The 14266-nt window shown below is 44.0% G+C and carries 12 protein-coding genes; 6 read left to right on the forward strand and 6 right to left on the reverse strand.

Features of this window, described 5'->3' with window-relative positions:
* Window positions 1-3: 3 nt before the first annotated feature.
* Both F6J99_RS17260 and F6J99_RS17265 read right to left on the reverse strand, forming a co-directional pair.
* On the reverse strand, window positions 4-384 hold the full coding sequence (locus tag F6J99_RS17260) for a pentapeptide repeat-containing protein (RefSeq protein WP_293113967.1): 381 nt from the start codon (window positions 382-384) through the stop codon (window positions 4-6).
* Window positions 385-637: 253 nt separating this feature from the next.
* Window positions 638-805 (reverse strand): hypothetical protein, encoded by a 168-nt coding sequence (locus F6J99_RS17265; RefSeq protein WP_293113968.1) that lies wholly within the window; start codon window positions 803-805, stop codon window positions 638-640.
* Between the two features lie 25 nt (window positions 806-830).
* On the opposite strand from F6J99_RS17265, the gene F6J99_RS17270 reads away from it, so the two are divergent.
* Together F6J99_RS17270 and F6J99_RS17275 are read left to right on the forward strand one after the other, a co-directional pair.
* Window positions 831-1181, forward strand: coding sequence for a phage holin family protein (locus tag F6J99_RS17270; protein ID WP_075901826.1), 351 nt, complete (start codon window positions 831-833; stop codon window positions 1179-1181).
* Between the two features lie 718 nt (window positions 1182-1899).
* Complete coding sequence (locus tag F6J99_RS17275) at window positions 1900-4848, forward strand: zinc-dependent metalloprotease (protein ID WP_293113969.1); 2949 nt, start codon at window positions 1900-1902, stop codon at window positions 4846-4848.
* A gap of 63 nt (window positions 4849-4911) precedes the next feature.
* Here F6J99_RS17275 and F6J99_RS17280 read toward each other — a convergent pair whose 3' ends face one another.
* The gene (locus F6J99_RS17280; protein ID WP_293071456.1) at window positions 4912-5109 is read right to left on the reverse strand and encodes a hypothetical protein; all 198 of its coding nucleotides are present in this window, start codon (window positions 5107-5109) and stop codon (window positions 4912-4914) included.
* Window positions 5110-5329: 220 nt separating this feature from the next.
* Between F6J99_RS17280 and F6J99_RS17285 the strand changes: the two genes are divergently transcribed.
* The 3 genes from F6J99_RS17285 to F6J99_RS17295 all read left to right on the forward strand — a co-directional run bounded on the left by F6J99_RS17285 (window position 5330) and on the right by F6J99_RS17295 (window position 6843).
* Window positions 5330-5746 (forward strand): hypothetical protein, encoded by a 417-nt coding sequence (locus F6J99_RS17285; RefSeq protein WP_293113970.1) that lies wholly within the window; start codon window positions 5330-5332, stop codon window positions 5744-5746.
* A 68-nt stretch (window positions 5747-5814) separates the two neighbouring features.
* Window positions 5815-6039, forward strand: coding sequence for a hypothetical protein (locus F6J99_RS17290; RefSeq protein ID WP_293113971.1), 225 nt, complete (start codon window positions 5815-5817; stop codon window positions 6037-6039).
* Window positions 6040-6078: 39 nt separating this feature from the next.
* The gene (locus tag F6J99_RS17295; protein ID WP_293113972.1) at window positions 6079-6843 is read left to right on the forward strand and encodes a thioredoxin domain-containing protein; all 765 of its coding nucleotides are present in this window, start codon (window positions 6079-6081) and stop codon (window positions 6841-6843) included.
* Window positions 6844-7091: 248 nt separating this feature from the next.
* On the opposite strand, the gene F6J99_RS17300 is transcribed toward F6J99_RS17295, so the two are convergent.
* The 3 genes from F6J99_RS17300 to F6J99_RS17310 form a co-directional block, all read right to left on the reverse strand.
* On the reverse strand, window positions 7092-8114 hold the full coding sequence (locus tag F6J99_RS17300) for a glycosyltransferase family 1 protein (protein WP_293113973.1): 1023 nt from the start codon (window positions 8112-8114) through the stop codon (window positions 7092-7094).
* Between the two features lie 862 nt (window positions 8115-8976).
* Window positions 8977-13377 carry an NB-ARC domain-containing protein gene (locus F6J99_RS17305; RefSeq protein WP_293113974.1) on the reverse strand — a complete coding sequence of 1467 codons (4401 nt, stop codon included), beginning with the start codon at window positions 13375-13377 and terminating at the stop codon, window positions 8977-8979.
* 161 nt (window positions 13378-13538) lie between these two features.
* A complete protein-coding gene (locus F6J99_RS17310; RefSeq protein ID WP_293113975.1) occupies window positions 13539-13964 on the reverse strand; it encodes a hypothetical protein in 426 nt (141 codons plus the stop codon).
* Between the two features lie 186 nt (window positions 13965-14150).
* Here F6J99_RS17310 and F6J99_RS17315 point away from each other — a divergent pair.
* Window positions 14151-14266 (forward strand): glycosyltransferase (locus F6J99_RS17315; RefSeq protein WP_293113976.1); only part of this gene is annotated, 116 nt, incomplete at its 3' end.

A 14266-nucleotide genomic window follows, 5' to 3' on the forward strand; every position in this document is an offset into this window, starting at 1 on the left:
AGGTTACCAACACCCTAAAGAGTCACGAGTCACCACACCAGTGGTAGGATTCACGCCACTTGCTACATCGCAGAGTTTTAACCGTTCTCTGACCGGTTGGATCAGGGTGCTACTAAAATCAGCACCAGTGATGTTAGCCCTATCAAAACTGGCACGTTGCAGTAAGGAACCAGTAAAGATGGCATCAGTTAAATCTGCACCATTGAAGCTAATGTTGTAGGTGTCGCTGTTGGTAAAGTCTGCTCCATGGAGATTAGCATTATTCAGGGTAGTATGTTGGATAGATGCTTTGATCAATTTGGCATCGGCTAAGTTAGCCTGGTCCAAATTGCAATAGGTAATTTTGACTTCCTGTAAGTCTTGACCGGATAAGTCTGCTCCCACGAGTTGTTTCCCATCGCAGGCTATACTCTTGGCGTGAACAGGTAAGGGATAACAAAAAACAGAGCACGCAAATAAGAATGTAACCAGTAGCCGGAAAAACATAAAGATTTATTGCTGGAATCGTTCAACTCAATCATACTGTGATGCATAATCACTTGAGTTATACCAAAGGTAAGCATATGCGCGCTCGCGCACGCTGCTTGAGGTGCGGTCAGCGGTCAGCGGTCAGTGCTCAGTGCTCAGCGGTCAGCGGTCAACTTATTTTATTCAAAAGCTGTCCCATAGCTTGGCCTACCGCCAATGGCACCTCAAGTAGCACCATCTGTAGCACATAAGCTGATGGCTGATAGCTGATGGCTGATAGCTGATAGCTGACGGCTGAATGCTTACAGGCTAATCTCGCCAGAATCGCTAAAATCATAGTGAGCGATATTTTTGTGAGATCGATGCTTAATATATTTTTGACTTGGCTGCTAAGTGCTATCTCACTAATGATTACTGCTTACCTGGTACCAGGAATTACCATTAGTGGTTTTGGTGCAGCTGCTGTAGCGGTAGTAGTCATTGGTTTAGTTAACGCCATCATTAGACCGATTCTAGTGATTCTGACGTTGCCTATCACAATTTTATCCATGGGACTATTTCTGTTGGTGATTAATGCTATCACCCTATCCCTGGCATCCTATTTCACTCCTGCGGCGTTTATGGTAAACGGTTTCTGGCCAGCTTTTTTCGGAGCCATCGTTCTGACTTTGGTGTCTAGTGTTATCAATAGCTTGGCTTCTAATCAAGTTTAAGCTATCAGCTATCAGCATTCAGCTAATGCGCAGCGTGCGCGTAGCGCATTAACTAAATGCTTACCTAATTTAGCTGGCACTACTTTTAATAAACTATACTTCTGAGCTTAAGTTTTCAGCTGCAAGGGCTGACTAGTAAATAGCTGAAAGCTGACTGCTGAAAGTATAGCTTGACTTAAAGTTACTGTACAGTTTTTTTGAACTGCCAAGGCTCAAAGTACAGGAACTATAGATATAGACTAACCCAAGGTGTGGAAATTTCGGGGTGCTTGAAGGGTTAGTCCATTGATTCGTCTATTTAATTAAAAAAAGCTATAGTAAAACCACTATAGTAAAATCACACCATCTTGACTAAAAATAAATAGAACATCTAAAACCATGGCTCTGCTCTGTGCTTCCCATTGATAGTAATCCTTAAGTAATACTTAGGAATCAGAAGCTATAAAGATTCAACTAATCAATAACTAAATAAATTGTAACTATAGCAGCTATCAATTGGTTGAGGGACTTTCGTCTTGGGGAGTAGGGAGTAGAAAGTAGGGAGTAATTGCTATAAAAGTGAAGTAGATTATAAGGATAAGAAACGCTATAATCAATTTTAAAATTCAATAATTTGGTGATTATGATATTAATTTTATTGTTTTAATCATTCATGATTCGTAACGATAATAATTCATAATTTATATTTTTTTGGGAACACAAAATTAGTGATTAATCGATGAAAAGACAAAAGTTCTTGATATTCTGTCTGTGTGCATTCGTCTTGGTACTATCCCCTTTGTACCTCCAAACCATAGCTCTATCTACTCCAAACCGCAATAGTTTGGGTCAACATTTGGATCAAAAGATTGTTTACTCGCCCCAGCTAACCTTAGCCCATAACCAAGTTCAAACTACAGAAATTGCTGAAGGCCCCTCAGAGGCCCCCTCAGAGGAGTTATCCGATTCAGATAGTAGTGATTCCAAGTTAAAGCCATTTGATAAGGTGGTAGAAGATGCCGAAGAATTAGCAGGATTACTCACCCTCTACCGTAATAAAGAAAAAGACAAAATTTATTTAGAAATTGAGCCCGATCAACTAAATCAAAATTTCCTATGTGTTGTCACCCTTTCTTCGGGAATTGGGGAGTTGGGGCTCCAAACCGGTTGGCCAGTTAATGATTTTTTGTTCCAATTCCGCCGCCGACAGAAAACCATAGATTTAGTTATACCAAATATCTACTTCCGTACTCAACCCGGTGACCCCCAAGAGCGTTCTGTTAAGCGTTCCTTCAGTGATTCGGTACTATATTCCCTGCCCATTACCAGTATTCATCCAGAACGAAAGACTCTCTTGGTGGATTTAACACCACTCCTCGTCAGCGATGGGTCTTTCTCTGGACTAGCATCGGCTTTTCCTCAGATATTAGGAGGAAGTTATGGAGTAGACCCTCAAAAATCCTATGTCAGTGACGCTCAAGCATTTCCGTTGAATGTAGAGATTGAGTCAGTTTATGGCTTTTCTGGTGGGGGAGATTTATTCTTTCCCTTGAGGAGTCTCCCAGATCAACGGGCATTTAATCTTAGTGTCCGCTATAGCTTTTCTCAACTACCGACTAACAATGGTTACCGTCATCGACTGGCGGATGAACGGGTAGGCTATTTCATCAGTGCTTATCAAAATCTATCCAATCAAAACCGCAAACAGCCCTTTATCCGTTATATCAGGCGCTGGCATTTAGAAAAACAAGACCCTACTGCTACTGTATCCCCCCCAAAAGAACCGATTGTATTTTGGATTGAAAATACTGTACCTCTAGAGTACCGAGATGCAATTCGGGAGGGGATTTTAATGTGGAATGAAGCGTTTCGGGAGGCAGGGTTTGACAATGCCATTGAAGTCCGGCAAATGCCAGATGATGCCACCTGGGACCCGGCTGATATTCGCTACAACACCATTCGCTGGTCCAATTCTTTTCCCTCATTCCCAGGAATTATCGCTATGGGCCCATCCCGAGTAAACCCCTTGACTGGGGAAATCTTGGATGCAGACGTGATTATTGATGCTAATGCGGTGCGCTGGATCAAAGCGGAATACCAGGCTATTGGTTCCCAGCCTCAATCCCAGGCATTATCTGGGTTATCCCAATTCCCGTTGAATGGTTCCCTGTGTAGTAATGGCATGAAAGTTCCTTACCTCAAATGGCAGGAAATCCTCAAGAGCAATCCTGGCAAAGCGGCTCAGTTGAGCCTACCAGCTGGGCAATTCCTGAGCGGACTAACCCAAGTCCCAGACCATGAGTTCTGTTTTGCCATGGCATCAGCTCAGCAAGCTAAGTTTGGAGCATTGTCTCTATCAATGGTAAACCACGAGTTGCCCAGTGGTGAGGAAATGAAAACCTTCATCGAGCAGTATTTGCGCTACCTGACGGCTCACGAAGTGGGGCATACTCTGGGATTGCGCCACAATTTCCGGGGCAGCACCATGTTGACTCCGGAGGAATTGAATAATACTGAGATTACCCGCAACCAAGGGCTAGTGGCGTCAGTAATGGATTATGTGCCAGTTAATCTAGCGCCAGAGGGAATAGAACAGGGAGATTATTTCTCCACAGTGGTTGGTCCCTATGATAAGTGGGTGATTAAGTATGGCTACACTCCTATTGATGCTCTAACTCCTCAACAAGAATTACGCACACTGCGCAAAATTGCGGCTGAAGGGTCCGAAATGGGACTATCCTATGCTACAGATGAGGATACTTTCGATTTTATTGACCCAGAAGCTAAAGTTTGGGACCTTAGTGGCGATCCATTGCGCTACTCTCAGTGGCAAATGGAGAATGCTAAGGGAATTTGGAAACGCTTGAACACCACTTACCTGCTTCCTGAAGAAAGTGCTGGGGATTTACGCGATCGCTTTGATACGGTATTTTCCTATTTCTTTGAAAACGCTATGTCCCTTACTGGTTATATTGGGGGACAAACCTTTAATCGAAACTACACTGGTGGCAAGACTGGCACACTTCCCTTTGAACCCATCCCTGTGGAAAAACAGCGTCAGGCTCTAGCCATGCTCGGGGAGTATATGTTTGCAGAAGATACCTTTAACTTCTCACCCCAACTCCTCAACCAGTTAGCCCCATCTCGCTGGACTCACTGGGGGACTTTTCCCACTATTTTCCCCCTAGATTATCCCATTCATGACCGAGTGATGTTAGTTCAAACTATGGTGCTGGGGGATTTATTTTCATCAGAACGGTTGGCTCGTTTGCGGGATGCTCAACTCAAAACTAGTTCCGGGGAAGCCTTGACCATGGCAGAAGTGTTTGACACTGTTCAAGATAGCATCTGGAAACTAGATACTAAAGCTAAGATTGAGCCAATCTCTAGCTTGCGTCGGGGATTGCAACGGCAGTATATGAGTCTTTTAGTGAACATGGCACTGCGCAATTCCAATAGTCTAGAAAGTGCCCGCACCTTCCCTGAGTTTATTATTGCTATCCAAACCTTTAATACTCCCGAGGATGCTCGGGTCTTAGCCCGGTATAAACTCCGTCAATTGCGGGATGCGATCGCAAAGACCTTGAACAAACAAGGGAAAAACCTTGATACTGCTAGCTTAGCCCACTTAGAAGGCGCACGCGATCGCATTACTAAAGTGTTGGATGCACCGTTGCAATCGGAATGAATCATGACCTAACCCATAAGCTATCAGCTCTGAGCTATCAGCTCTGAGCTATTAGCTTATGGGTTAGGTCACAGGCTGGAAGCCTGTGCCACAGTGCTTGAGGTGCTTTTGAATTAAATAAGCTGAGCGCTGACCACTGACCACTGACCACTGACGGCTGTTCGCGGTGGAACAGGCATCTTGCCTGTTTCGCTGGAAGCCTGTGCCACAGTGCTTGAGGTGCTTTTGAATTAAATAAGCTGAGCGCTGACCACTGACCACTGACCACTGACGGCTGTTCGCGGTGGAACAGGCATCTTGCCTGTTTCATTTCCCGGCTGTGGTCTTCTCAGGAATTTTTTTTCCTTGCAATAGTACCCTTAAGGGTACTGCCGACCTAGGAATACTTTTTAGATATTAGAAAAGGGTTCAAGGTCAGTGAGATTTATTCACCTGATTTCCAGCCCTAAGTACCTAATTGAAGTAAAAAGTAAACCAGAGCATGAGTACTCTAAAAAAGAGTATCTTGATCGTTTTAAGTTCTTTGATTGTTGCAGCAATAACCATGTTGCCAGCCCAGCCATCCTTTGCAGCTAATGGGTGTAGTAGACGTGACTGCATCCAACATGAACTTCGCACTCAAGCTACTTGTACATTGCAAGGATATGACCAGTCTGGTTTACCTCCAACTGGAAAAACTCCTGGATGGTATAAAGGACTAAATACAGAGATCGACCATCAGATTTTGGGCGGTGATGTTGTTGCCTATAAAATTCGTTGGTTCAATGGTTCATGGTCTGGCTGGTATGTCACAGGAGTTAATGATATCGATTGGAAGTTTAACACTGGTACTAACGATATGCGTCGTGTTTGGGGCTATTTTAGTGACCACCAACATCAATACATTTTGTGCAAATAACTGGTGCAAATAACTCTGATATCTAATAGATTTATTGAGATAGAATAAAACTATCAATACATTTATAGGTGTCTTCCACAGAGGAAGGCATCTTCCTCTTTTATGGGATGCCAGGATTACGTCTGGATGGTGAATCGCAATGCATGCTGTTTGACCCGGTGGGTAGAAGGAGCATCTTGCGCGGTGGAACAGGCATCTTGCCTGTTTCATTTTCCCACGCAACTTTTGCCTATTGCCTATTGCCTCTTGCCTTGCGGGTAGCACAATACCAATCCGTTGCCGATGTTCCCTGATGTGAGATACCCTATGCCTTGGTTCCATTTAAGAAAATCATGGTCACTAAGCTCCTTAGCATTCTCCAGAAAGCCCTATCACTCACAGGATTAGTACTACTCCTGTCTTTCTCAACCTGGTCACTGCCAGCCACAGCAGCCGCCAAGATTACTCCTCAACTAGAACAACAAATACTCGAAGTCATCCGCAACCACCCAGAAGTAATCCTAGAATCGGTCCAGAGATACCAGCAGCAACTGGAACGGGAAAGCCAGCAGCAACAGCAAGCAATCTTGCAGGGCTTCAAAACCAATCCCCAAGCCTTCATTGGTTCCTCCCCCACCACTAGCGCCATTGAAGATAAAATTGTGCTAGTAGAATTCTCAGACTTTCAGTGTCCCTTCTGTGCCAGAGCTCACGACACCGTCAAGGAGTTTATAGCAAACCATGGGGATGAAGTCACCTTAGTTTACAAACACTTCCCCCTCATCCGAATTCATCCCCAAGCCCTGCCAGCGGCTCAAGCAGCTTGGGCGGCCACTCAACAAGGCAAATTTTGGGAGTACCATGATGCTCTCTTCGCTAATCAAAAGCAATTAGGAGAAGATTTATATCTTGCCATTGCCGAAGCCCTAGATTTAGACCTAGAACAGTTTAACCGAGACCGGAACGTAGCTGATAGTGCCATTGCAGAAGACATGCAGCTAGCAGAACTATTGGGACTAAGTGGCACACCCTTCTTTGTTATGAATGGTGAAGCCTTCTCTGGTGCCGTGCCCCTAGAACAGATAGAAGCGATATTGGCACGAGTGCGCAATTCTTGAACTAAAGTAGGGTGGGCAAACTAATCTAATCTCGAATACTCACGCATAACCAAACTGTTTTTGCCCACCCTACTCTTGAAGTAAATAAAGTAGGGTGGGCAAATTAATCTAATCTCGAATACTCACAACAACCAAATTATTTTTGCCCACCCTACTCTTGAAGTAAATAAAGTAGGGTGGGCAAACTAATCTAATCTCGAATATTCACGCATAACCAAACTGTTTTTGCCCACCCTACTTCCTACTCCCTACTCCCTACTCCCTTTGCTAAAAACAGTTGCTATTTCCTCCGCTGTTCTTTTTTCTCGCCAAAGCCACTGGTTATCCTGACCATTTTCCCGAATATAAGAGATAGCTTCATCAAGTAAGGATGGAATTTGCTCAAAAGTTTTAAAGGTTGAACCCACAGAGACTGGCCAATTAACTTGATGCCTGAGTACTGGATAATCAGAAGTAATCACATAGCAACCACAGCAAGCCGCATCACTCAATACACCACTGGTACGGTAATAATAGCGATGTTTTTCGTAATAAGCTACTAAAATATCTACCTCATTTAACAAATCAAGATATTGTTTTTCAGTGGTTGTATCATACATCGTTACGCCCAAGTTATCTAAATTCTTAGGCTTCTGCAAAAATGGTACCCCAAGCACTAGTTCACATTTTTGGTCAGATGATTTAGCATAGTCTTTCAAGATTTCAATTAGCTTAGTTATTGGCTTATCTTTACGAATCATGCCAACTACACCGATTTTAATTTTATTATCTGTAAGCAGCCTTTCTCCTGGCTTGAAATTGGGGTAAGCATCGCTCCGGATTGGCATCGGTATTTTCACTTTCGCAGATGCTGGTAATCTAAACCGTTTGCGTAAAACATCATCATCAATTTCAAATAAAACTGCCTTAATATTAAAATACTTGAGGAAAAACTTTAGATACAGTAAGCCAAAAAACTTGAAGGTACTATGCATGGCTAATTGTTGATTCCAGTGAAGACAAATCCAAACAGGTTTGCGATGCCATGCCAGTAAGGGGAGAAGTAAATAGATATTTTGTAGATAAACTTCAAAGATAAAAAGTCCATCATAGTCTTGACGGTCTTTACTCGTCAAAGACCTGATCGCCATCGCAATATGACGATATTCTCGACGTAAGTGTAATCCTATCCTATAGGGAAACAGGTTAGTCAAATTTTTTATAGCATCAGGTATAGGAATTTCAATAGATAAAAAATCGAGCTTAGTTTCCTGAGCGTAAAAATTAATCATGAGTAGGTCTTGGAGACCCTTGTACATTATTTTCATAGCAGCTTATCTTGGTAAGATTAGAGTTATTTCAGGGAACAGTAAACAGGGAACAGTAAACAGGAAACAGTAGGGTGCGTTAGGGACGGAAAGCCTCTGATTTCATGCCTCTGAGCGCCTGAACCCGTCCCGTAACGCACCACCCACCCGCTACCCTTACGCACCCTACGCAACTGTTTACAGAGATAATTATATAAAAAAATCAACCCAGCAATCATAACTTTATACAGCAAAGATTGACTGGGTTTTACATCTCACAGAGTGAATAATTATGCTTACCTACTTAGAGATATTTGTTGGTCTAGATTAAGCAATCTAGATTAAGCAATCTCTAAGTGATACTTAGATAATTCCCTAAAATTCTCTGGAAGTAACAGTAAGGCAGAATGTAGAATGAAGAATGTAGAATGCAGAAGGCACAAGGCAGAAGTTGCGTAGGGTGCTTTAGGGACCGGCTCGCCCTCATTTTATCGGTAGCCAATTTTGGGACAGTCCGCTCCGAAAATTGAAACGGGCCAGGGGTTTTAGGGTTGTTATCTTCTCCCAATGACAAATTAGAAGCACAACAATGTCAGCAATGGCTTTACTCTCTTTTAGCTAGAGGGGTTTATGTACTGAGTTCTGAGATGCAATGTTGCTCTGTATTTTGTGAACTTTATTTCAGCGCGATTCTTCCCCATGGAACAGGTATCAACTGAATCCTAACACCCGTTCACACCACACCCAGTAAAGGTAATAATAATTCCTCTATCGTTGATTAACTCTTGCCGATTGCTAGCATGCCTCTTATCTGTTCCCTGTTCCCTGTTCCCAGATCCGCTGTTATTTACTTCCACCATCGCCTAACATCATCAACCGCTGCTACCGTTTCTCTTAGGGATTCAATACCCCCAAGCTCGATGATTAAAGGAGCTAATTGATAAAGATGGTAAAGAAAATTGGGACGGGTTAGACGAGCTAAACAATTAAGAAGTTGTTGCCAATCAGAAAAATCAACCAACGAAGGATTTAATTTCTTCAGCAAATTATCTAATCCGACGGCATTTAAGGCTTCTGGTAACAACACTTCCGGTAAGTAGGGTTCTAAGCCCCCCAAGGCATTGGCTCGCCAGGATGGATGCTTAATGGCTTTGGCGCAATCGAAGGCTTGGCCTAAGAACACTGGCGGTAAGTGGGGGGCTAAATCAGCTAAGAGATCGACTCGTTCGTATTCATGCTCGGCTCTGACACAATCTAAGACTTCTGGTAACACTTCTGGAAAATGGGGGGCTAAGCGGATTAAGGCATAGGCTCGGGAGGATGGATTGGGAATGGATCTGGCGCAATCTAAGGCTTCTGGTAATAGTTCCGGTAAGTGGGGAGCTAAGGTGATTAAGCGATAGGTTTGGAGAGATTTATCGGGAATGGCTCTGACGGAATCTAAGGCTTCTGGTAATAGTTCCGGTAAGTGGGGGGCTAAGGCTCCTAAGGCATTAGCTCGGAAGTATTCATCCGAAATCCCTCTAGCGTCATCTAAGGCTTGCTGTAACAACACATCAGGTAAGTGGGGGGCTAAGGCGATTAAGGTATTGGCTCGGTAGGATTCATCCGAAATCCCTCTAGCGTCATCTAAGACTTGCTGTAAAAACACATCGGGTAAGTGAGGAGCTAAGCCGATTAAGAAATCGACTCGGAGGGATTGATAATCAAAGGTTCTGGTGTAATCTAAAACTTGCTGTAACAACACATCGGGTAAGTGGGGAGCTAAGCCGATTAAAGCATTGGCTCGGAGGGATTTATCCCAAAAAGTTTTGGTGCAATCTAAGGCTTGTTGTAACAACGTTTCGGGTAAGTAGGGCACTAAGGCGATTAAGGCCTCGGCTCGCTTGTATTGATTTGCCATGGCTCTGGTCAAATCTAAGGCTTCTGGTAACAGTTCCGGTAAGTGGGGGGCTAAGGCGATAAAGGCATGGGGTCGTTGGAATTGATCCCGAATGGCTCTGGTAACGTCTAAGGCTTCGGTTCGGAGGGATTCAAAAACTTCCGGGAAGTGGGGAGCTAAAGTGATTAAGGCATTAGCTCGCTTGTATTCATCTCGAATCCCTCTGGCAAGGTCTAAGGCTTGGGGTAAAAGTTCCGGTAAGTAAGGGGCTAAGCCGATTAAGACATCAGCTCGCTGGTTTTGATCCCGAATGGCTTTGGCCCCATCTAAGGCTTCTGGTAACAATTCCGGTACCTGGAAGGCTAAGGCGATTAAGGCTCTTGCTCGCTGGTTTTCATCCCGAATGGTTCTGGCGCAATCTAAGGCTTCTGGTAATAACCCTTGGGGGAAGTGGGGGGCTAAGGCGATTAAGGCCTCGGCTCGCTCGGATTCAGACTCAAGGGCTCTGAAGTAATCTAAGGTTTCTGGTAACAATTCAGGGAAGTGAGGGACTAAGCCGAGTAAGGCATAGCGTTGCAAGTATTCATGCCCAATCCCTGTGACGTAACGTAAGACTTCTTTGTCTAAGAACACTTCCGGTAAGTCGAAGACAAAGAGGATTAAAGCCTCAGCTCGGTCTTGTTCATCCCCAAGGCCTCTGGCGTAATCTAAGGCTTGGTGTAACAACACTTCCGGTAAATGGGAGGCTAACTCTTTTAAGGCCTCGGCTCGGTATTCTTGATCCTGAATGGCTTTGGCAGCATTTAAGGCTTCTGGTAACACTTCCGGGAAGTGGGCAGTTAAGGCAATTAAGGCATCGGCTCGCCAGTATTCATCCCGAACCCCCTTGGCAACCTCTAAGGCTTGGGCTAAGAATACTTCCGGTAAGTAGGGGGCTAAGTTCTTTAAGACTTTTGCTCTTCGCTTGTGTCGCTCCGGTAAGTCTATATTGTGGTTCAATTTTAATTGAAAGAGATAGAGGTTGTAGGCATAGCCGAAGCTATCGGCTTGGTCTTGTTCATTCCCAAGGGCTCTGGCACCATCTAAGGCTTCTGGTAACACTTCCGGGAAGTTGGCAGCTAAGGCTCCTAAGGCCTCGACTCGGTCTGGTTCATCCCGAATGGCTCTGGCGAAATCTAAGGCTTCGGGTAACACTTCCGGGAAGTTGGCAGCTAAGGCTCCTAAGGCATCGACTCGGTCTGCTTCATCCTGAATGGCTCTCGCGGAATCTAAGGCTTCGGGTAATACTTCCGGGAAGTGGGGGGCTAAGCCAATTAAGGCTTGTGCTTGGCTGGATTCATGCCTAATCTCTCTGGCACAATCTAAGGCTTCGGGTAACACTTCCGGGAAGTAGGGGGCTAAGCCGATTAAGGCTTGTGCTCGGCTGGATTCATGCCTAATCTCTCTGGCACAATCTAAGGCTTGGGGTAACAACCCTTGGGATAAGTGGGGGACTAAGGCGATTAAAACATCGACTCGGCTGGATTCATCCTTAGTCTCTCTAGCACAATCTAAGGCTTGGGGTAACAACCCTTGAGGTAAGTGGGGGGCTAAACCGATTAAAGCATTAGCTCGGGGATTATTAGGTCGCTGCCATTTATTGGCAATGGCTCTAGCGCAATCTAAGGCTTGAGGTAACAACCCTTGAGGTAAGTGGGGGGCTAAACCGATTAAGGCATTAGCTTGGTCTTTTTCATCCGAAATCCCTCTAGCAATGTCTAAAGCTTCCGATAATAAAGAAGGGGGAAGATACTCACTAATTGCCTCCAAACCCCTTACTTGACTACTAGAATCTTTATTCTGTCGCACATAAGCTAGTGCTTGAACTGGAGTCCAGATATTATTCTCCAGTAATGCTGCCATTAACTTTGGACCAATATTTCTAGCCAAGCTATTGAGAGATGTGGTAATCAGAGCATACCGACACTGTAAACTAATCGATTCTGTGGGATTTTCTGTAAAATTATCTGCTGCTATTGCCCAAGCTCTCGATACATCCTTGATAAAATTGGCAGTTTTTCCCTGTCTATCACACTGCCAATACCAACCGTTATCTCCTGCTGGCGTTTCTTCTTTCAGGAGTTGATGAATGTCATTAATTTTTTTAGCTTTCTCTAGATGCCAAGTTAAGTAGTTATAGATATAACCATCATCGGGTAAGGTATGCCATAATCCCTTATCGGTTTTAGTTTGATAACGTTCTAATAATTGTTGATGAGCTGAGGGTATTGATAATCCTAGCTCTGATTGTACCAGACTACGGGCTAAATCATGTAACAAGTCATGGAGGCGATAGTTAGTTTCTGGTGTAGTAGAGACTCCTGGTAGTAATAAGGCTTTTTGTCGTAAGTATCTTAACGTATCTTTGGCTTCAACTAAATTACAATCCCATAAGGTTGTCGCCATGGTTTCAGTAATGGTGACATCCTCCGGCAGTATCCCTAACCAAGCAAATTTTTTCAATCTATCGTCGTCGGATAATCCCTTTAAACTGAGATTAAACGAAGCCACTAGACTGTAGTTTTTGCGCTTAGCGTCACTTGGCTCTTCCTCCGCTTTTAATCGATCCAAAGCTTCTACACCAACAATTAAATCTTGTAACTCCTCCAGTAACTCCTGCCAAGACATACCATCCCTAACTTGAGCAGCAGCTAATTCTAATGCTAGGGGTAAGTAGCCGACGGTTTTGGCTAAATTTTCAGCATAATCCAGTTCTTGATTAGTTAACTCATTATTGAAACAAGAGGTTAATAACTCCAAGGATTGATTAGGATTCATTACGTCCAAATCATAGGAAATCGCATCTTTAACCTGGGCTTCTCTGGTAGTGACTAAAACCCGACAGCCATCCCCTCCCACTCGAAAGGGTTCAACATGGTCAGGATGCCAAACATCATCCACTACTAGTAAGGCTTTTTTATCGGATAATAATGTTTTTAGTTGTAAAGAAGCGGCCTCAGTGTTAATCGGTTTGAAATCATAATCTCCTAATTGCTGTATCCACGTACTTAGAAAGGATAAGATATCAGGTTGCTGACCTAAGGTTGCCCAAAAAATCCCATCAGGAAAATGAGATTGAACCTCCTCGTCATGGGCTAAGGCTGCAGTAATGGTAGATTTACCAATGCCTCCTAAGCCATAGATAGCACTAACAACTAAAGTACCAGCTTTTGCTGTTTCTTCAGATAAAATGATTTGTTTTAGTGGTTCGCTTACTTCTGGGCGTTCGACATAATAAGGAGGTAGTGGGGGAGCTTGATTGAATCGAGTTTGGTTATTCATATTATCAATGTTGTAATTTTCACTAGTAGCTTGGTGGGATTCCAAGGCTTTGGTAATCTCTTGAATAATTGGCTATAAATTAGGCAAAGGGTGAGCATCAACAACTGGATACTAAAACCTGTTCACGCCACACCCAGTAAAGGTAATAATAATTGCTCTATCCTTGATTAACTCTTACCTTTTGCCTCTTGCCTCTTGCCTCTTGCCTACTTCCACCACCGCCTAACATCTTCAACCGCTACCACCGTTTCTCTTAGGGCTTCAACACCCCCAAGCTCGATGATTAAAGGAGCTAATTGAGGAAGATGATTAAGAAATTGGGGACGGGTTAGACGAGCTAAACAATTAAGAAGTTGTTGCCAATCAGAAAAATCAAGCAACGAAGGATTTAATTTCTTCAGCAAATTATCTAATCCGACGGCATTTAAGGCTTCTGGTAACAACACTTCCGGTAAGTAGGGTTCTAAGCCCCACAAGGCATTGGCTCGCCAGGATGGATGCTGAATGGCTTTGGCGCAATCTAAGGCTTGGCCTAAGAACACTGGCGGTAAGTGGGGGGCTAAGTCAGTTAAGAGATCGACTCGTTCGTAGTCATTCTCGGCTCTGACACACTCTAAGACTTCTGGTAACACTTCTGGAAAATGGGGGGCTAAGCGGATTAAGGCATAGGCTTGGGAGGATGGACTCCGAATGGCTCTGATGCTATCTAAGGCTTCTGGTAACAGTTCCGGTAAGTGCGGAGCTAAGGTGATTAAGGCATTGGCTCGGTGGTATTCATTCCGAATGGCTCTGGCGGAATCTAAGGCAGGCGTTACATTCTGTTTTTGGGCAGGCTTGTACCGGAAAAACGACCTGATCTACTCATCAAAGCTTTCCAACGGCTCAAATCTAACGGTTGGAAACTGGTGATTGCTGGTGGTGATAGTGACACTCA

Origin of the sequence: Moorena sp. SIO4G3, from assembly GCF_010692305.1 — a bacterium.
GTDB classification, from domain to species: domain Bacteria; phylum Cyanobacteriota; class Cyanobacteriia; order Cyanobacteriales; family Coleofasciculaceae; genus Moorena; species Moorena producens_A.

Coding starts and splice junctions, on each gene's coding strand:
- F6J99_RS17265 (WP_293113968.1), bottom strand. CDS start 805: ATGATTTTAGCGATTCTGGCGAGATTAGCCTGTAAGCATTCAGCCGTC.
- F6J99_RS17270 (WP_075901826.1), top strand. CDS start 831: ATGCTTAATATATTTTTGACTTGGCTGCTAAGTGCTATCTCACTAATG.
- F6J99_RS17275 (WP_293113969.1), top strand. CDS start 1,900: ATGAAAAGACAAAAGTTCTTGATATTCTGTCTGTGTGCATTCGTCTTG.
- F6J99_RS17285 (WP_293113970.1), top strand. CDS start 5,330: ATGAGTACTCTAAAAAAGAGTATCTTGATCGTTTTAAGTTCTTTGATT.
- F6J99_RS17295 (WP_293113972.1), top strand. CDS start 6,079: ATGGTCACTAAGCTCCTTAGCATTCTCCAGAAAGCCCTATCACTCACA.
- F6J99_RS17300 (WP_293113973.1), bottom strand. CDS start 8,114: ATGATTAATTTTTACGCTCAGGAAACTAAGCTCGATTTTTTATCTATT.